The sequence below is a fragment of the Nostoc sp. ChiSLP03a genome, assembly GCF_034531215.2.
In the GTDB taxonomy this organism is placed as follows: domain Bacteria; phylum Cyanobacteriota; class Cyanobacteriia; order Cyanobacteriales; family Nostocaceae; genus Nostoc.
Window position 1 is genome coordinate 1 of the sequence record NZ_JAVRBQ020000059.1, and the last position, 18,937, is coordinate 18,937.

The 18,937-nt window shown below is 41.0% G+C and carries 16 protein-coding genes; 15 read left to right on the top strand and 1 reads right to left on the bottom strand.

What is annotated here, in order from left to right; translation table 11 throughout:
• Nucleotides 1-2,609, top strand: a 2,609-nt coding sequence (locus RMY32_RS10125; RefSeq protein ID WP_322710738.1) for a CHAT domain-containing protein, incomplete at its 5' end; no start/stop codon positions are given.
• 39 nt (nt 2,610-2,648) lie between these two features.
• Here the strand turns inward: RMY32_RS10125 and RMY32_RS10130 are convergent.
• Nucleotides 2,649-3,488 carry a DUF928 domain-containing protein gene (locus RMY32_RS10130; protein ID WP_322710739.1) on the bottom strand — a complete coding sequence of 280 codons (840 nt, stop codon included), beginning with the start codon at nt 3,486-3,488 and terminating at the stop codon, nt 2,649-2,651.
• A gap of 420 nt (nt 3,489-3,908) precedes the next feature.
• On the opposite strand from RMY32_RS10130, the gene RMY32_RS10135 reads away from it, so the two are divergent.
• The 14 genes from RMY32_RS10135 (at nt 3,909) to RMY32_RS10200 (ending at nt 18,551) form a co-directional block, all read left to right on the top strand.
• On the top strand, nt 3,909-4,685 hold the full coding sequence (locus RMY32_RS10135; RefSeq protein WP_322710740.1) for a HesA/MoeB/ThiF family protein: 777 nt from the start codon (nt 3,909-3,911) through the stop codon (nt 4,683-4,685).
• Between the two features lie 399 nt (nt 4,686-5,084).
• Nucleotides 5,085-5,852, top strand: coding sequence for a hypothetical protein (locus RMY32_RS10140; RefSeq protein ID WP_322710741.1), 768 nt, complete (start codon nt 5,085-5,087; stop codon nt 5,850-5,852).
• Nucleotides 5,853-6,004: 152 nt separating this feature from the next.
• Nucleotides 6,005-6,763 (top strand): hypothetical protein, encoded by a 759-nt coding sequence (locus RMY32_RS10145; RefSeq protein ID WP_322710742.1) that lies wholly within the window; start codon nt 6,005-6,007, stop codon nt 6,761-6,763.
• A gap of 26 nt (nt 6,764-6,789) precedes the next feature.
• The gene (locus RMY32_RS10150; RefSeq protein WP_322710743.1) at nt 6,790-7,848 is read left to right on the top strand and encodes a hypothetical protein; all 1,059 of its coding nucleotides are present in this window, start codon (nt 6,790-6,792) and stop codon (nt 7,846-7,848) included.
• A 124-nt stretch (nt 7,849-7,972) separates the two neighbouring features.
• Nucleotides 7,973-8,728: an SDR family oxidoreductase gene (locus tag RMY32_RS10155; protein ID WP_322710744.1), complete on the top strand. Its 756-nt coding sequence runs from the start codon at nt 7,973-7,975 to the stop codon at nt 8,726-8,728.
• A 42-nt stretch (nt 8,729-8,770) separates the two neighbouring features.
• Nucleotides 8,771-9,226 carry a hypothetical protein gene (locus RMY32_RS10160; protein WP_322710745.1) on the top strand — a complete coding sequence of 152 codons (456 nt, stop codon included), beginning with the start codon at nt 8,771-8,773 and terminating at the stop codon, nt 9,224-9,226.
• 1,097 nt (nt 9,227-10,323) lie between these two features.
• A complete protein-coding gene (locus RMY32_RS10165; protein ID WP_322710746.1) occupies nt 10,324-11,376 on the top strand; it encodes a hypothetical protein in 1,053 nt (350 codons plus the stop codon).
• Nucleotides 11,377-11,452: 76 nt separating this feature from the next.
• Nucleotides 11,453-12,886 (top strand): NAD-dependent succinate-semialdehyde dehydrogenase, encoded by a 1,434-nt coding sequence (locus tag RMY32_RS10170; RefSeq protein ID WP_322710747.1) that lies wholly within the window; start codon nt 11,453-11,455, stop codon nt 12,884-12,886.
• A 50-nt stretch (nt 12,887-12,936) separates the two neighbouring features.
• Nucleotides 12,937-13,425, top strand: coding sequence for a GNAT family N-acetyltransferase (locus RMY32_RS10175; RefSeq protein ID WP_322710748.1), 489 nt, complete (start codon nt 12,937-12,939; stop codon nt 13,423-13,425).
• A gap of 70 nt (nt 13,426-13,495) precedes the next feature.
• The gene (locus RMY32_RS10180) at nt 13,496-14,290 is read left to right on the top strand and encodes a methyltransferase domain-containing protein (protein WP_322710749.1); all 795 of its coding nucleotides are present in this window, start codon (nt 13,496-13,498) and stop codon (nt 14,288-14,290) included.
• Between the two features lie 29 nt (nt 14,291-14,319).
• Complete coding sequence (locus RMY32_RS10185) at nt 14,320-15,219, top strand: DMT family transporter (protein WP_322710750.1); 900 nt, start codon at nt 14,320-14,322, stop codon at nt 15,217-15,219.
• A gap of 160 nt (nt 15,220-15,379) precedes the next feature.
• Complete coding sequence (locus RMY32_RS10190) at nt 15,380-16,417, top strand: aspartate-semialdehyde dehydrogenase (protein ID WP_322710751.1); 1,038 nt, start codon at nt 15,380-15,382, stop codon at nt 16,415-16,417.
• Nucleotide 16,418: 1 nt separating this feature from the next.
• Nucleotides 16,419-17,519, top strand: coding sequence for a hypothetical protein (locus RMY32_RS10195; RefSeq protein WP_322710752.1), 1,101 nt, complete (start codon nt 16,419-16,421; stop codon nt 17,517-17,519).
• On the top strand, nt 17,520-18,551 hold the full coding sequence (locus tag RMY32_RS10200) for a M14 family metallopeptidase (RefSeq protein WP_322710753.1): 1,032 nt from the start codon (nt 17,520-17,522) through the stop codon (nt 18,549-18,551).
• Nucleotides 18,552-18,937 lie beyond the last annotated feature (386 nt).

Sequence of the window (18,937 nt, forward strand, 5' to 3'; positions counted from 1 at the left end):
TGCCAAAGCGAGTAGTTAGATTTGCGATAACTTCCGTAGTCCTATTTATCCTTGCTGTTTTCCTAACTATTATCCCTAGTACATTTGCTAAACAACAAAAGACAAATTCACCAAACGGGTTTCACATCCAAACCAATAAACCCCCAGCCGCAACACCACAGCAACTTCTTGAGCAAGGAGAAGCACTTTACCAAGCTGGACGCTTTACTGAAGCAGTAAATGTTCTCCAACAAGCTGTCCGTACCTATCAACAACAAAGCAATAACCTCGCACAAGCCGCAGCGTTGACTAACCTCTCTCTTGTATACCAACAACTCGGCTCGTGGAAAGAAGCTTATGCGACTATTGACAATAGCTTAAATTTACTTGGCTGGGATGAAATCAATCAAAAGTTAAATGTCAACAATCCCAAGTCTGAATTGTTAGAAATTCTGGCACAAACTCTAAATATTCAGGGCGAATTGCAATTAGCAGACGGACAAACTGATGCATCTATAAAAACATCACAACAAGCAGAGCAAATCTGGAAGAAATTAGGTGATACTGCTGGAGTAACGCGCAGCCGGATTAACCAAGCACAAGCCCTACGAGTTGCTGGTTTTTATCGCCGAAGCTTAAATATATTAAATGAAGTATCCCAACAATTAATTTCCCAACCTGACTCAATTGTAAAAGTAACAGCTTTGCGATCGCTTGGCAATGTCTTACAACAATTAAGCGAACTAGAAAAATCCCAGAAAAACTTACAACAAAGCTTAGAAATCGCTCAACGTCTGCAACTGCCTCTAGAAATTAGTTTGACGGAATTTAGCCTCGGTAATACAGCTAGGTCGTTAAGTAATATTAAAGGTGCGATCGCTCATTATAAAAATGCTGCTAAAATTGCACCAAACTCTCTAGCCAAAGTTCAAGCCCTGATTAATCAGCTGAGTTTGCTAGTCGAAAACGAACGCATCACTGAAGCAAAGTCATTAATACCCACAATTCAATCTCAACTCCCGAATCTGCCTACCAATCAAGCTGGTATTTATGCACGGATCAATTTTGCTCAGACTTTGATCGCAATTGGTAACAAAAAAGACATTGCAGAGATTCTGGCAAATAGCGTTCAGCAAGCCAAAATCATCGGTGATGAACGTGCCGAATCCTATGCACTGGGCAGCTTGGGAGAAGTTTACGAGCAGAACCAACAATTGCAAGAAGCACAGGATTTGACGCAGCAAGCGTTGTTTCTGGCTGAAAAAATTGATGCCTCAGATATAGCTTATCGCTTTGAGTGGCAGTTAGGACGTTTGCTCAAAACACAGGGAAATATGGAAGCCGCCATATCTGCTTATGATGCTGCTGTCACAACTCTTCAGTCTCTTCGCAGCGATTTAGTTGCGGTTAATCGAGACGTGCAGTTTAATTTTCGCGATCGCATAGAACCTCTTTATCGGCAGTCTGTAGAGTTGATTTTACAAGAGAAAGGACAAGGAAAACCAGATTTAGATAAAGCACGACAGCGAATTGAAGCTTTGCAAGTTGCAGAACTCGACAATTTTTTCCGAGAAGCTTGCTTGAGCAATCAATTTGTGGTTCTAGACAAAGTAGTAGACCGCGACAACCCGAATACTGCTATTTTCTACCCGATTATCCTAGATAAATATTTAGAAATTATTATCAAACTTCCCAAGCAACCGTTGATTCATAAAACTTCTCAAGTTAACCGTCAGCAAGTAGAGCAAGTTATTACAAAAATCCGAGAGACAATAGTCGAACCCGATGCTAATCTGCAACTTCAAGCAGCTTCTCAACAACTTTATAACTGGTTAATCAAACCAGTTGAAACAGACCTCAAAAATAGTAAAGTTAATACTTTAGTTTTTATTCCAGATGGGTTATTGCGAAATATCCCGATGTCTGTACTATATGATGGCAGAGAGTATTTAGTCCAAAAATACTCTGTAGTTATTAGCCCCGGACTGCAACTATTTGCTCCCAAACCTCTAGAACAGAACAAATTAAATGCCCTTGCTGGAGGACTATCGCAACCACCCAAAAATGAAAAGTTTGCACCACTTCCCAACGTTAAGGTTGAACTTAAATTAATTCAGGAATCAGGGGTATCGACAACTACATTATTGGATAAAAATTTTACCAGTGCAAATTTAGGAAAAAGCATCAACGCTCAACCTTTTAAAGTTGTTCACTTGGCAACTCACGGACAATTTAGCTCTAAAGCAAAAGACACTTTTATCCTAGCAGCTGATGGACGCATCAATGTGAGTGAATTAGATAGTTTGCTTAAAAGTAGAGAGCAAAAATTAACAGAACCAGTTGAATTACTTGTTTTGAGCGCTTGCGAAACAGCAGCAGGAGATAACCGAGCTGCATTGGGATTAGCAGGAGTTGCTCTTCGTGCTGGTGCGCGGAGTACTTTAGCCTCCCTATGGCAAATTGGCGATAACTCTACAGCTTTATTTATTGATGAATTTTATCGCCAGTTAGTGAGTGGTAAAACTACGGCAGAAGCTTTACGCTTTGCTCAATTAAAATTACTTGAAGCTCCTGAATATCACCGTCCGATGTATTGGGCGCCCTACGTTATAGTTGGTAATTGGTTGTAAAAATCTAGGTTTATAGATACTTTACTGGCTCTGAAATTATTAGCTGTTTGGTAATTTTATTAGGGGCATTATAGCAATATTATCTAAATTGATTGATTGCAATAAGCTTTGCCAATCTTTTTCAAGAGATACATCATTATAATTAGAAATGCGTAGTTGTGCTAGCATATTTAAAGCGTCAAACCAAATCCCTTTTTCAGCATAGATTATAATTTTTTGTCGAGGCTCATTTGCAGCTTGTAATTGTTGCATAACACGCTCGTCTAAATTGATTCTTTTAATGCCCCCTTCTACATATACAGGAATGCTTGCTGTCTCTTTGTTACAACGAACTTTGAAATACCAGCGATATGTCTTATCTACTTCTAATGAAGCAGTACTAGGGAGAGAAATACCAATGATACTTGGCTTTGAAGGTAGGGCGATCGCATTTCTATAAACATCATTTTCGGCGCTATCCTGTAAGCTAAATTCAGCACTTGAATTAGACAAATTCTTAGTGTAGGGAATGTAAAACCAAAACGTAGGCCGTTCCAAAGTAGTTAGTCCTTCTACAGTCCCGATAATTGAATTGTTTGTCTGTTTGCCAACCTTTTGTTCCTCTTGAAATGGTACTAAGGCAGTGAGCGGGGTTGAAACCGCAGGACAATTATCTCGACTACCCATTCCTGTTCTACGCCCAGATACAGGACTTAATGGAGCAGGTGCTTTTGGCAAAATAAAAACTGGTCGAGAAGTAGGTTGTTGAGGTGAAGCAGGTGTTTTAACTGGTTGTGCAGGCTGTTTATTAGTAGGTGGTTGTTTAGCTCGATCTATTACTTGTGCAGAATATAGAGTAGTGCTGCTCAAAATCAAAGCAGTTGTTAAGATCCATTTCATTGACTTAATAGGTACGATTTTTGCTTGTTGCTATCGTCATCATAAAGGTTAACGTAGCAATTGGTTAAATCGATCGTTACCATTTTTTTGCACGCGATCGCATAGATAAGTTGTTGGTGCAACTGTCCGATCGATAAATATGTAGTAGATAAGCTAAACCAAAGCTATTTAGTCTATTAGCTATCGAGCATTGCTGTATATCTCACTAGAAAGTAATAATACTTCAAAGACCCCACGCTTTGCTGTGGGGCTTATTTCATTGGGCATTTAACCCAAGACAAAGAGTATTGCACATAGCTCCCTTAATGATGCCTAGAAAAATACCAACTTTACAGGTATTAGATCGGAAAAATGTATAGACAACTACAATACTTGCTACCAACTAGGTGGTAGATTTTACGACTGATAAAGAGGTAAAAAGTGATGAACTTAACGCCCAGTGAGTTAGAACGCTATCACCGCCAAATGATGCTTCCTAATTTTGGAGAAGCAGGACAAAAGCGCTTGAAATCTGCAACGGTTTTGGTTACAGGTGTAGGGGGATTAGGCGGTACATCAGCGCTTTATTTGGCAGTAGCAGGTGTTGGGCGACTAATTCTAGTTCGGGGTGGTGACTTACGGCTAGATGATCTGAATCGTCAGGTTCTGATGACAAATGATTGGGTAGGTAAGCCAAGAGTATTCAAAGCCAGAGAAACTCTGCAAGCTATTAATCCAGATATTCAAGTAGAAGCAGTTCATGATTACGTTACAAAGGAGAATGTAGACTCTTTAGTGCAATCCGCTGATATAGCTGTTGATTGCGCCCACAATTTCACAGAGCGAAACTTGCTCAACCAAGCTTGCGTGCGCTGGCAAAAACCAATGGTGGAAGCTGCAATGGATGGAATGGAAGCTTACCTGACGACGATTATTCCTGGTGTCACTCCTTGTCTATCATGCTTGTTTCCAGAAAAGCCGGATTGGGATCGGCATGGGTTCTCGGTTATCGGTGCTGTTTCTGGAACACTAGCTTGTCTTAGTGCATTAGAGGTAATAAAGTTGATTACTAAGTTTAGTCAACCCCTATTATCACAACTGCTGACAATCGATTTGATGCGAATGGAATTTGCCAAACGACATTCTTATCACGATCCTTCATGTCTAGTGTGTGGTAGCCGTTTTTGCTCGGAAAATTCCCAAGCAACATCTTTATAAACAACTGAATCTACTCGTCGATAACATTTTTACACTTATCTATGTGATTAATGCATAGTATTTAAAAAACCTATTGACTCAATAGGGATTCCAGGAGATAAATCCAAAAGTGTATCTTGGATTACATTTTACCCAATCGGATTGGTATAGGATTTAATACCAGATAAGTTGGTATTAAACCACTAGCAAGATATTTTACTAACCACAACTTAAGTGCCAGTCGAATGTACTAACTTCAGGTAAAACCCATAGATGGTGAAGTATTAGAAGAATGGGTAATCTTAGAGATAGCCAGAAAAACTCTTCTGAAATACCAACCTTCTCAATTCCCAGTTTGTAATTCTGCACTTTCCCAAAGTTCTGAAACCATTGAAAATAAATCAATCAATTGTACAAAAAATGAAAAAGCCTATTGGTCAGCCTAAAAAACCGGAACTCAGATCCCGTGTAGACGCACTCCTAGACTCCATGATTGTGAAGTTCTATAAGGAAGTTCCGTTTTCTCAACATATGTTGAACGGTTTGCAAATCAATATGGATTACTACAAGCGTCACAACATTGAAACTATTCTTCGGCTGCGTCTAAAACGTACAGTGGATGCACTAGCTATCCGATACTTCACTAAGCATGATCCAGTTCAAGCCAAAGCATGGGCGAAATACACTGAGGAGGAGATGCTTCACGACACCGAGTTCTTCGTCAGGGATCTTGAGGCGGTAGGCGTATCGAAGGATGCAGTTTACTCGCAACAGCCAATGCTCTCAACAAAGCTGCTTATGGGATATTTGCTCTTTGACATTGAATACAAAGATAGTCCAATGGCTCTGATCTCAAGCGTTTACTTCGTTGAATACACAACTGTAAAGACCCAACCACAATGGTTAGACAATTTGGCCAAGATTCTAGGCAAAGACAAAATTATCGGAGCTAGAGGACATGTGAACCTCGATCTCAAAGATGACCATGACGATTTTGTGTGGGATGTCCTTGTATCTTTAATCAAGACTCCTGAGGATGAGGAGAAAGTCCTCGAACATATACGTAATGTAGGTCGTCTTTATGTTGCATACTTTATGGAACTGCATCAGGAGTTGATTGTAGGTCAAACTGACGATCTAATCCTTGGGAAATCCCTTGATATGAGTGTGCTGGCACAGGTGTCCTGATCTATGCAACACTTTGTTGCAGAAGATTTAACGATGATTCTTGTGTAGTTTGAGGCAAGTATCTCCTCTCTCTAACTCTAATATCAAGTCCGGTCGAATACTTATCATTAGGACTGACGCGAGAACAAAGCTCATTCAATCATCCTGCAAATATGCAACTTTTGCAAAAAAACTGGCTTGATTCGCGGTTATTTGACCGTTATATCTTTCACTACGTCACTCCAAAACAACTTATTCAACCAGCAATAAAGGAATGGATTGTGCAGGGATTGACCCAAGCAATGCCAACCTTAAAGATTGAACAGTATTTTGAGGCGAAGCGAAACTGGTTTGAAGAATGTGATTACTTAATTGTTGCAGTCGAGGCGATATCAAATGACCTAATCGCTTTGTTGGCATCCAGTTGGGTAGAAACAGACTCATTACCCTTTCTACACATCAAAATACAGATGATTGCAGACCGTTATCAGAAAACACATCTGCTCAAACGTATGTGGGGATTTCATCTTTACAAAGTAAGTCAAGAGCATTTTGGATTCCCATCAATCGTTGCTCTCAAAACCTGTCATCCTGCTGTTTTCTCGGCAATGCGGGTATTCTCACGCTTTGACGGTGTTCAAATGTATCCTCGGATTGACGGCGAAATACCGAAGTTAGAGATGAACGAGATAGCTTGTCTGATTGCAAAGAGTATTTGTCCCGATCTGGAGTTTTGTTTGCATACTGGCGTGATTAAAAATGCTAGTGTGCCGATAGATTTTTATCCCTCGTTACCAACAACAAAGAAAGCTGACGTAGGACACTATTTCCAAAACAATCTGACTCTAGCAGATCGGCTGCTTTGCATTCTTCACATATCAACAGATTTAGCAAAACATCGCATATTACAGTTGTTGGACAAGAAACTATAACCGTTGTTAAAAAAAAGGGGTGATTTATGGAGCTTATTACCATTAGACCTGGTTCTTACCGACAGTTTGGCCCGTCAGAGGATTGTATTTTTTACTTGGTGACTAACACGGATATTGTCGATCAATTCTTGATTGAGAAAAGTGGTGCTTATACAGACTATCGAACAGTTACTTATGACCAGGAAGGGTCATTTGAAGCAATACTACAAAACGAAATTCCAGAAAACTCGCATATTTTTGTAGTTTCACCAAACTGTTTCTTCCGTTCTCCTCATCCAGAGGTATTGGGGGACAAGCGCAAGCTGATCGCGATGGCTTCCAATTCCACACCAACACCACTAGAAGCTGTCAAGCACTTTCTTGGTGTAATCGAACGAACCGATCCGTATGCTCAGGCGGAGTTTGCCGATCGTTTCTTTGAGTTAGGACAAAAAAGCGATCGCTTAGAAATTGTAGATGAAGAGTACGGCACTCGCGCAATCTTCGACCATCTTAACGACAAATACGAATGGAATTTGCAGGCTGGGCCTCTAGAGTGGGGCGAACAACAAATCGCGCCATCAGGAGAAATTAGTGTCTTACCTGCTGATATTTGGGAGTTTAATCCCAATCTTTACCTTGCAATCAATGGTGAGATTGCATTTAAAGGACTACCAATTCTACATAGTGGTGAACCATCTTTCTTACGAGAGGATCAAGCACGCATTTTCAGTCAGTTGCGACATATGAAGCATCACGCGCTGATTGCCAAGGTAGAGCAAGGTGTTGTAACGGATTTGCATCCCACTCACCCAGATGTAGAACCAGCAGCAGAGATGCTTAAAGCAATGGGTGCTGTTGATTCCCGATATTTGACTATTTGGGAGTTAGGCTTTGCGATCAATACCTCACTCGACTTGCTTTGGGGTAATTATGCTATGAACGAAGTTTACGGTGGTACTAGTGGAGCGCTGCACTTTGGGCTTGGTCTAACACCTTACACACAGTACCATCTCGATTTGATTTGTCCTGGTATTCGGGTATATGGAAAAAATAAAAAGCTACTTCTCGGTACTCCAGAACTCACTAGCGCTGTTATTAGATGAGCCAAATTACTAATTCGTAATCACGCTTTTTACCAGACGCTACGCGCAGCGTCTGGTAGAGAGCGTCATTAGGAATTATTTTGACAAAGCTTCCTATGTTGTCTAGATTTTGGGCAGGGTAACTATGATTGACCTCACAGGAAAAGTAGTACTAATTACAGGAGCGGCTCGTGGTATAGGCGAGGCATCTGCACGCGCTGTTGTGGCTGCGGGTGGTTATGTCGTAGCCAATGATGTACTTGCAGAACAACTTGATGTTTTACAAGCTGATTTAGGCTCAGAGCGCTGTCACGTAGTCGTTTGCGATCTCGCTGATGTCACAGCTGTCCCATATCTATGGGAGCGTGCAACTGAGTGGCGAGATCGCATTGATGTACTTGTGAACAATGCAGGAGTGTATGAAAAAGCATTTATAGAGGGTGATTTTGAGGACTGGCATACCTCTTGGATACGTACACTCAATATTAATCTAGTTGCTCCGGCATCCCTCTGTCGTGAGGCTATCCATCACTTTAAACAGCAAAGTGGTGGAAAGATTATTAACATTGCCAGCAGAGCAGGATTCCGGGGTGATTTGCCTGACTATACGCACTACGCAGCATCGAAAGGAGGAATGCTTGCTCTGTCTCGTACAATTGCTCGTGGATTTGCCGATAAGAATATCCTAGTCTATGCGATCGCTCCCGGATTTGTCCGTACAGAACTCAACGCCGAGTACTTCGATAGCTATGGTGAGTCAGCTGCTATCTCCCAGACACCACTGGGAGAAATGGCAATGCCACAGGATATTGCTAACGTCGTAATTTTTCTAGCATCAGATTTGGCACGTCATGTGACAGGCGCTACCATTGATGTTAACGGGGCGAGTTACGTCCGTTGAGTGTCGCAGGCTCCTGACAGCAAGTATAGGGATGAAAGTTAGATGGATAGTCAATACTTTCCGCTTCCAGGCGGATGTCACTGTGGCAACCTCAAACTTATATTTAACAGCACACAGACTCCAAACCGATTAGCTGTCCGGACGTGCGCTTGTTCCTTCTGTCGGAAACACGGCACACGTAGTACTTCAGATCCCAATGGAGACTTGCAAATTCAGATTCTCAATCCTGAGCAAATCATTCGTTATCGCTTTGGTATGCACACAGCTGACTTTCTAATTTGCGGTTGCTGCGGCGTTTATGTTGCCGCTCTCATGCAGAATGAAACACAGCAGTTTTTTGCTACCATCAATGTCAATATCCTAGATTGCGCTCAGTTAGTCTCTCAAGATTCAGTAACTGTGGACTACGATGGAGAGACTATGCGATCGCGACAAGAACGACGTTTACGAGCTTGGACACCAGTCGTTTCGATTGAAGAACAGAATTCTCAGTCCTAATTAGCTTATCTAAATCAGAGGTATCAATCTTTTTAAACTTGGACTTGCCCTTACACGCACCTTTATTCAAGTCTTAGTGCAGTATATAGCGCACAGATAATCGATCGGCATTGGTTTGTAATGCGGACTTTCAGTTTGTTCAACTATGTTATTAATCAAAATAGGATGAAGACTGCTGTAGCGAGCAGTAGCTGTTATATATCTGCATTAGCTCAAAAAAAATCTTTAAATAAGAGAAAAAGGCCAAAAATTAGCAATTATTTGTGTTTTTTTAAATAAGTAATTGGTGACATAAATAAAACCTTTAACTGGTTAATGAAAACACACATAAAATATTTTATTCATTGTTTAGACGATATAACACAGTGTATTAAAGATTATTGCCACTGTGTAAAAATCGTTCTATTTTTGTTGTTGGGAAATTGATTTTTGGATATTTAAAATAGTTAAAAAATGTTTTTCAAATACTTGTATTTTTCAAAAAATAGTTGTATTGTTTATTTAGCTTGTACAAGCAGAAAAACATTAATCAAAATGGAGAAATAGCCATGAAGAAAGTAAACAAAAACGGTCGTTATCTTGGCACATTGTTAGGTTAATCTTTTTGGATTAACTAACTACTGCTCAATTCGCATTTTCGGGTTTTTAAATAGCCCTCAACAACAAACGTTAACCAGAATGGAGAGATAACCATGAAGAAAGTAAACAAGAACGGTCGTTACCTTGGCACATTGTTAGGCTAATCTTTTTTGATTAGCTAATTAGCATTTAAATTGCATTTTTAAGAGGTTTTTTAATAAGCCAGCCTCAACAATTCAGAATTTTAACAAGTCTGAGTTCTAAAAGGTGTAATTTATTTGCATAACAGCCGGATAAATAGGGGGGATTTACCCCTCCTATTTATTAAAAATAAAAACAATTTTTTGGAATAGAAAATATTTATTATAAATTAGTAAATTTTCAAAATAAATTAACGTTTATATATACTTCATAATTTGAGTAAAAATATGATAATAATTACTAAACATAGTATTTTAGGTTGTTTTTAAGTAAGTTCTGTAAAGAATCAACATTTTGTATTTAAGGATATTATCAAAATGGAAACTATACTCATCCGTCCACAACGCCTTCGTCAATTTGGAGCTAGCGAAGATAGTCATTTCTGCGTTGTTACTAACTCCTCTTTAATCAACCAGTTCCAAATTGTAGAAGATAGCGGCTATACTTCTACAAAAATTGTGCCTTATGATGCAGAGCGATCGTTTGAACAGTTGTTAGACGAAAGTATTCCTGAGCCAGCCCATGTTCTTGTCATTTCTCCCCAATATTTCTTTGAGTCTCCTGCACCCGAAAAGCTGGGACAGCGCAAGCTAGTCGTCATGCCTTGCAATTCCACACCAACGTCATTATTAGCGATTCAGCATTTTTTGGGAATCATGGAGCGCACCGATCCTGAAAAACTAGAAGCCTTTGCCGATCGCTTCTTCGAGTTGGGAAGGAATAGCGAGTATCTGGAAATTATCAACGAAGCTCAAGGTACTAAAGCAATCTTTGAACACCTAGATGACAGCTATGAGTGGAATCAACAGGCAGGATTTATCGAATGGGGAGAACAACAAATTGCGCCAGGAGGAGAACTCAGCGCCCTACCCGATGACATCATGCGATTTAACGCCAACCTCAGATTAGCAGTGAACGGTGAGATTGCGTTGCAGGGTCAGCCTACAGTCCACTCAGGAGCAGTTTCCTTTTTACCTGAAGATCGGGCGCGAATTTACAAATGGCTTGAGTGTATGCGCGATCGCGCAGTCATTGCTACCGTTAAGGACGGTCTGATTACAGAGTTACGAGCATCTCATCCAGAAGCTCAACCAGCAGTTGATATGCTCAATAATATGTTTATGTTAGATTCCCGTTACCGGATTATTTGGGAAATGGGGTTTGGCATTAATACTGCTCACGAACTTCTACCTGGGAATTCCGGTATGAACGAAACTTATGGCGGCAGTAACGGGGTGTTCCATTTAGGAATCGGTTTGACACCTTATACTCAGTATGCTCTGATCCTGATCTGCCCAGATACCCAAGTACTGGGTCGGAATGGAGAGGCACTTGTTGGCAAGGCAGCAACGCTTTCAGCAACAAGGTAATGCACTGTAATTTAAATGTGCAAGTATGTTTGCGCTTCTGTCGAATTAATGGTACTACTACCCATAAAACTCTTTTATGAATCAAGAGTTTGGTTTGTTAATTGACGGCAACTGGTGTAATGGCAGCGATAATCGTTTTGGGGAATTAATCAATCCAGCTAACGAACAGGTAATAGGACGGGTAGCTTATGCAAGTCAAACCGATCTTGACCGAGCACTCGCTGCTGCCAAAAAAAGCTTTTTAACTTGGCGTGATACACCAGTAAGTACTCGTGTGAAGATATTAGATCGGGCAGCGACATTACTCTATGACCGTATTGATGCTGCCGCACTCTTGCTTACCTGCGAACAAGGTAAGCCAGTAAGCGAATCCCGCCAAGAATTGATCCGAGCAGCCGAAACCATTGCTTGGAACGCCAAAGAAGCAGAACGAATTTTAGAGTGCCGTAATTTTCCTGTGACAGACTATCACAGATTTATCGTACCTGAACCAATTGGTGTTGTCGCTGCCTTTACGCCGTGGAACTATCCAGCAGTTGTTTCTGCCCGAAAAATAGCACCAGCACTTGCTGCTGGCTGCACAATAATTCTCAAGGCTGCGGAAGAAACACCAAGTTCAGCTGTAGCGATCGCAATGGCATTAATTGATGCCGGATTACCACCTGGTGTAGTCAATTTAGTTTTTGGCGATCCACCAGCGATTTCTAAACACCTTCTTGCTTCGCCAATTATCAAGAAGCTTTCTTTCACTGGTTCGACAGTAGTCGGGAAACAGTTGGCAAAGCTAGCTACAGATGGTTTAGTACGCTGTACTCTGGAACTCGGTGGTCATGCACCAGCGATCGTCTTTGCAGATGCAGATGTTGATGCTGCCGCCGAAGCGATCGCTGCTTATAAGTTTAAAGGCTCTGGTCAAAGTTGCAATGCACCTAGCCGAATTTATGTGCATGAAACTCTCTATGAACCATTCCTCAAACGGTTCACAGAACTTGTACAAAATATTCGAGTCGGTGACGGTATGGACAAGAACACTGATATGGGGCCAATGGCAAACCCCCGTCGAATTGCAGCAATGAAACGCTTAGTTGCTGATGCAGTAGCTAAAGGTGGGTGTGTGGTAACTGGAGGAAAAAGGCTGCCAAGATCAGGATATTTCTTTGCGCCCACAGTACTTACTGAAGTTCCAGACGATGCAGCCATTATGAATGAGGAACCATTCGGGCCGATCATCCCCATTGCACCTTTTGCCGACTTTGATCGAGCAATTCATCAAGCAAATAGTAATCCTTATGGACTTGCAGCTTACGTATTTACTAGTTCGCCTGTAGTAGCAGAAGCTGCCGCTAGAGCATTAGAAGTAGGTAATGTCGGCATCAATCAACTGAGTGGAGTGCCTCCTAATGCACCAGTGGGAGGTATTAAAGACAGTGGCTATGGATATGAAGGCGGAACTGAAGGACTCGAAGCTTTTCTTAACCTCAAGTTGCTCAGTCAAAAGGTCTTATCTTAACTTTAATAAACTTGTTTACCAAACAAAACTGAAGACAAGTATAGCTCCCTATGTCAACAAAACCAACTATTAATTCCAAAATTCGTTTAGCCACTCATAATGATGTTCCTAGCATAATCAATATTATGCGTGAGGTTTATATTGAGCATGGTCTTGTATTTGAAGTTTCTCAAGAAATCCCAGATATTTTAGATTTTGAGCAAAAATACAATCAAAAATCTGCTGCTTTCTTTGTTCTATTAGTGCAAGAAGAAATTATTGGGACTGTAGGTGTAAAAATAATCAAATCTTCAGAAGCTGAAATCGTCAGGCTTTATCTTAAACGGGATTTTCGAGGTCTTGGTTTAGGCTACCAATTACTTAAAACGGCGGTTGATTGGGCACAATTACAGGGAAAAACTCATATAGAGCTATGGTCTTTTACTCAATTTACCCAAGGTCATCGTCTCTATAATCAATTTGGCTTTACCCAACTTGATACACGCCAAATGAATGATGTTAATCAAACTCAAATGTACGGCTTTGCATTTTCAATCTAAATACTCTGAAGTGTTTTTGATTAATCATCCGAAGTATTAAATATTATTGCCGCCAAGAGAGGACAGTGAAATGAAAAATAATTATGTAATTTCCGGAGGTCAAAAGGGTAAAGACCGTCTGAAAGTACTAGCAGAAGTTGTGCAAGAAACTACATTAAATCTTTTAAAAAACGTTGGAATTAGTGAAGGAATGCACTGTCTAGACGTGGGATGTGGAGGTGGTGATGTAACTATAGAGATAGCTAAATTAATAGGAGAAAAAGGTAAAGTCATTGGCATTGATATGGATAGTAGTATTATCCAGTTGATTCAAGAAGAATTAGAGCAAGAATTTACTAATGTTGAATTTAGAGCATTAAATGCTTTTGATATCGATGAAGAATCAGAATACGATCTGACCTATTCCCGGTTTTTATTAGCACATTTAACAAATCCCGGAATAGTGACTACAAAAATGTATCATGCTTTAAAGCCTGGAGGAGTTGCTATAGTTGAAGAAACAGACTTTTCTGGATATTACTGTTATCCAGAATCTCAAGCTTTTGCAAAATATCTTGAACTACACCGCCAGGTCATTGACCGAAGAGGTGGAAATGTCGATCTGGGAGCTAAAATTCCTAAAATTTTGACAGAGTCAGGGTTTAAAAATGTTCAAGTGAATTTAGTACAACCAATATTTACAAAATTTTCAGAAAAAATAATTCCCCAAATAACGCTGCTGAATATTAAAGAAGCTATTATTTCCGAAAAACTTGCCTCACCAAAGGAGATAGATTCTCTTTTAGCAGAGCTAGGTCAATTTATTGAAAAGCCAGAAAGTATCATAGTCTTTGCTAGATTATTCCAGGTTTGGGGGTACAAGTAAAAGTTGAATATTTTTAGTCTTATTTAAAGATGAAAAAGGAAAACTTTTCTACTGGGACTATTGAACTGACTGTTGCTATGCTTGTGTCAGGAACAGTTGGCGTATTTTTTAAGGAGTCGCATCAAGCAGTTTTTAATGTTGTATTTTATCGCTGTATATTTGGAGCAATATTCTTGGGTTTATTCTGCTATTTTAAAGGATATTTTAAGCAACACAATTTAACCTTACGACTACTAACCTTGGCTTTACTCAGTGGTGTATCGCTGATCTTCAATTGGGTATTAATTTTCAAATCCTTCTCATTAACCTCAATAGCACTAGGGACTGTAGTCTATCATACCCAACCTTTTTTTGTGGTTATACTAGGTAGCTTAATATTTAAGACTACTATTTCCAAAAACAAAATTGGCTGGATTGCGATCGCATTTTTAGGGTTAGTGCTGGTTACTAAACTGCGGTTGACAATGGTATCAATCAATAGTTCTTATATTACTGGTATATTATTTGCCCTACTCGCAGCTATCTTCTATGCTCTAACTACGCTCCTTGTCAAATGTCTTGAGGGCGTGCGTCCCCACCTCATCGTCCTGATTCATTTGACACTGGGAGTATTTTTGCTTCTACCTTTCACGTCTCTTGAAAAAGTTCCTCTTTTTGGCAACCACTGGTACTACCTGCTGGGGTTAGGTGTAATTCACACTGGTATCGTATACATTTTGATGTATTCATCCTACCAAAAGCTGACAACATCAGCGATCGCAGTTCTTACTTTTGCTAATCCGGCTAGTGCGATGCTTAGTGATTACGTCATCTACGGGCATATCTTAGAGCCAATACAGGGAGTTGGCGTTGCACTCATCGTACTGGCTAGCCTTGCAGTGAACTTAAACTGGTCATTATTACCAACTAACTTGGCTTCAAAGATGTGAGCTAATCAACAGGACTGGGGACTGGCGATTAGGGATTAGGGATTGGGTTATCAAACGAAAAATTATGGTTCAGGCTTTAACCCCTCCTAAATTTTGGAATGTTTTCCCAGTCCCCAGTCCCTAAATCTTATCCACTACAAAGTTTTTATGGAGAAAGCCCATGCCAATTGTTCAGAAAAACCCTAGCATCGCGATTGTCGGAGCGACAGGCATCGTCGGTACTACTTTCTTGTCTCTGTTTGAGGAACGCTCTTTTAAGTATTCAAACTTGCATTTAGTCGCTTCATCGCGCTCAGTCGGTCGTTGTTTAACTCAGGGTGGACGCGATTATGAAGTTTGCGATTTGGCGGACTTTGACTTTACAGGTGTTGACATTGCTTTCTTTGCTGCTGGAACCCCCATTAGTCGTGAGTGGGTTAGCAAGGCAGTAGAGCAAGGTGCAATTGTGATTGACAACACCAATGCGTTTCGGATGGACCCCGATACACCACTTGTTGTTCCGCAGGTAAACCGTCATCTTTTAGTAGAGCGGCCTAAAAGTGGAATCATCGCCAATCCCAACTGCTCAACAATTCCGTTGGTACGCCTTTTACAGCCGATTGAACAAAGTTACCGCGTCAAGCAGGTAATTGTCAGTACATATCAATCTGCTTCTGGTCGAGGTGTCACGGGCATTGAGGAACTCAAAAACGGTTGTTTACAAATCATCAAAACTCCACTAGAACCACCAAAAGCAGAGCGCTTTCCTCTACCTTTGGCCTTCAATCTGATTCCCAGCATTGATGTGCTTCTTGATAACCACTTCACACTGGAGGAGCAAAAAATGCTTCAGGAGTCGCAGAAGATACTCAACCGTCCTGACTTGAAGGTTTCTGCAACTTGCGTCCGAGTGCCAGTTATTAACTGCCACTCAGAAGCAGTTTATTTTGAATGCGATCGCGACTTAAATCGGAATGATATCGTTGAATTACTCCGTCATGCTCCAGAAGTGACAGTTTATGACGGTGAAGGTACGCAAGGTTATCCGACACCGCGAACTATAGATAATCCCGATCGTATCCATGTTGGTCGAATCAGAATTGACCCCAATAATTCCAAAGCTGGATGGTTTTGGCTAGTTTCTGACAATCTTCGGATTGGTGCAGCTTTAAACGCGATCCAAATCGCTGAGGAGATAATCCAAAGGCAGGTGATTTAAAATGCAAATCCGCGTCCTCAAGTTCGGTGGGTCAACCTTTCAACGTAGTACTGATTTCAACACCATTGCAGCATTTCTCAAATCTCGGCTTGAACAAGACAGCGACAAGCTTGTAGTAGTTGTTAGTGCAATGGCTGGTTTGACGGATGAGTTTCATAAACTTGCTTTGGAAGTCAACACAAATCCATCACCCGAAGCCCTTGACTCACTTGTGCCACTTGCTGACACCATTGGGGCAAATCTGCTTCGTTTAGCAGTCGAAGCAACAGGTATTTCTGCAAAAGTACTGTCGGGCTATCAACTAGGTATTATCACAGACTCTAACTTTTCTCATGCTTCGATCCAAAAAATTGATGCAGCAGTTTTAAAACAAGCATTTACAGAAGTTGATATTGTAGTAGTTCCTGGTGGTCAAGCAGTTGATAGCCATAATCGTCCTACATTTCTTGGTAGAAATAGTTCTGATTTTACTGCTGTGACACTAGCGACGACGCTTGAACTTGAAAGTTGCGAGATTTTTTCTGATGTCAATGGCATTTACAGCGCCGATCCGCATCTCATCCAAAACACTAAACTTCTGGAAGCTGTATCTTTTGACACCGCAATCAACTTTTCACTCAGTGGGGCAAAAGTCTTGCACTATAAATCACTACAAGTTGCCAAAGATAACGGAGTGCAAATCGTGTGTCGGCATAATCGGGATGATTATCGCATTGGGACGATAATTGGTAATGGCAAGACATCAAAGGCGACCATACTCGATCCTCGATCGATTGTCCTAGAGTTTGCGTCAAAACGAGATTTCGAGATTGCCAGACTTAAGCTACAACTAGCAAATATTCCTGTTATTTTACTCGAAGACCAAAAAGTGCCAATGCTTGTAGTCACTTGCGGTTTTTTTGATGCTGTCAAGTTCTTAGCGGAGTCTGGTATTGACGCACATCGCCGAAATTCTCTGCTAATTAGTGAATTTAATGGCGATCGCTTAGTACTAAGGCATATTGTCAGTACTAATGAGGCGATCGCATTATGCCAAACAATTCACGATCGCTTGTATAAACATAGCGAAAGTCCGAAATTATCACAATCAAATGTGAATTAAATGGATGATATTTACTCTTGGTTTTCTCAAGACTACGCGCAAGCTCAAGAACGTTTCCGAAAAACAACACATTTGTTAGAACATGGAGCTATAGAGGTCAGTGATGGTCTGACTATCGACTGGGCTTGGTCTGGAAACCCCCAATCTCCTCACGTCCTTGTCTTTAGTAGCGGACTCCACGGCATTGAGGGATTTGCTGGTAGTGCTGCTCAACTTTATTTGCTGTCTCTTAACCCTGAAATCTCTACGCTTTGGCTGCATGTACTCAATCCTTGGGGAATGGCAAATCTGCGACGCGTGGATAGCCAAAACGTAGACCTGAATCGTAACTTTCTCGCAGAAGAAAACGAGTATCAAGGCGTACATCCCACTTATAGTTTCCTCGATCCTCTGCTGAATCCACCCTCGCCACCAACAAGAGATTTCTTTTTATTGCAAGTCATCAGAGCAGTACTTCAATATGGCTACGAGAACGTGAAAACTGCTGTGGTGACTGGGCAATATGAGTATCCCCAAGGTTTATTCTTTGGTGGTAAATTGTTACAGCCTGCGTTGTCTCGACTATTATTATTTCTCGACAAGACGCTGAGTCACCGAGAGAGAATTGTACACGTTGACTTGCACAGTGGTCTCGGCAAGTTTGGCAAGATATCTTTGCTACTTGAAGGAGAGTCTAATCCAGAGCAAGTCGCACGAGCGCAGCGTGCATTTGGCTCTAGGTTGAAAAGCCGTTACGATCGCAAAGGTGGCTACCTTGTCCGTGGTGGCTTTACCCGCGCTCTGGCACAACGCCTTCCGGATGTCCGCTACGATGGGATTACGTGTGAGTTTGGCACCTATAATATGCTCCATGTTCTAGCTGCGTTACGCAACGAGAATCGACTGTATCACAATGCACAGAGAAGCTTCTTTGTTCCCTCCAAACCGCGATTGCTTGAGGTCTTTTCACCTTCCAGTGTAACATGGCGTAGTCAGGTTTTATTACATGCAAGAACAGTTTATAAACAAGCCTGTGTAATGTTAAATGATTAGGGTGCGCCTCTTTTAAAAAGACGGTATCCCGAACAAGAATAAATTAAGAGATGCTTGTCGAACAAAAGTACTGAACAAATTATCTGGTTTAAAGACAAGCACCAAAAATAGCCAGAGTCAGGGGATAGCCATGAAGTATGCAAGCTTCAACCGTAAATGAAGACGTATTTTTCTGTGCTTTGAATGATAATTTGGTAAAAATTCTGAACCATAAATCGAGCAAGAATTAAAGTATCTAATAGCTCGAATCCCCAGAGAGTTAGTACTCGTCATCGCGGAGGATGAAGCCGGATTCCTTGTTGAGGAACCCGGCAAGCTGCTTTATCAAGCCCCTCAAGCGGTTAAATTTATGCTCAACAAGTTTGTCAGTTGAATTGTGTCTGTAT

Coding starts and splice junctions, on each gene's coding strand:
- RMY32_RS10130 (WP_322710739.1), bottom strand. CDS start 3,488: ATGAAATGGATCTTAACAACTGCTTTGATTTTGAGCAGCACTACTCTA.
- RMY32_RS10140 (WP_322710741.1), top strand. CDS start 5,085: ATGAAAAAGCCTATTGGTCAGCCTAAAAAACCGGAACTCAGATCCCGT.
- RMY32_RS10145 (WP_322710742.1), top strand. CDS start 6,005: ATGCAACTTTTGCAAAAAAACTGGCTTGATTCGCGGTTATTTGACCGT.
- RMY32_RS10150 (WP_322710743.1), top strand. CDS start 6,790: ATGGAGCTTATTACCATTAGACCTGGTTCTTACCGACAGTTTGGCCCG.
- RMY32_RS10155 (WP_322710744.1), top strand. CDS start 7,973: ATGATTGACCTCACAGGAAAAGTAGTACTAATTACAGGAGCGGCTCGT.
- RMY32_RS10160 (WP_322710745.1), top strand. CDS start 8,771: ATGGATAGTCAATACTTTCCGCTTCCAGGCGGATGTCACTGTGGCAAC.
- RMY32_RS10165 (WP_322710746.1), top strand. CDS start 10,324: ATGGAAACTATACTCATCCGTCCACAACGCCTTCGTCAATTTGGAGCT.
- RMY32_RS10170 (WP_322710747.1), top strand. CDS start 11,453: ATGAATCAAGAGTTTGGTTTGTTAATTGACGGCAACTGGTGTAATGGC.
- RMY32_RS10175 (WP_322710748.1), top strand. CDS start 12,937: ATGTCAACAAAACCAACTATTAATTCCAAAATTCGTTTAGCCACTCAT.
- RMY32_RS10180 (WP_322710749.1), top strand. CDS start 13,496: ATGAAAAATAATTATGTAATTTCCGGAGGTCAAAAGGGTAAAGACCGT.
- RMY32_RS10185 (WP_322710750.1), top strand. CDS start 14,320: ATGAAAAAGGAAAACTTTTCTACTGGGACTATTGAACTGACTGTTGCT.
- RMY32_RS10190 (WP_322710751.1), top strand. CDS start 15,380: ATGCCAATTGTTCAGAAAAACCCTAGCATCGCGATTGTCGGAGCGACA.
- RMY32_RS10195 (WP_322710752.1), top strand. CDS start 16,419: ATGCAAATCCGCGTCCTCAAGTTCGGTGGGTCAACCTTTCAACGTAGT.
- RMY32_RS10200 (WP_322710753.1), top strand. CDS start 17,520: ATGGATGATATTTACTCTTGGTTTTCTCAAGACTACGCGCAAGCTCAA.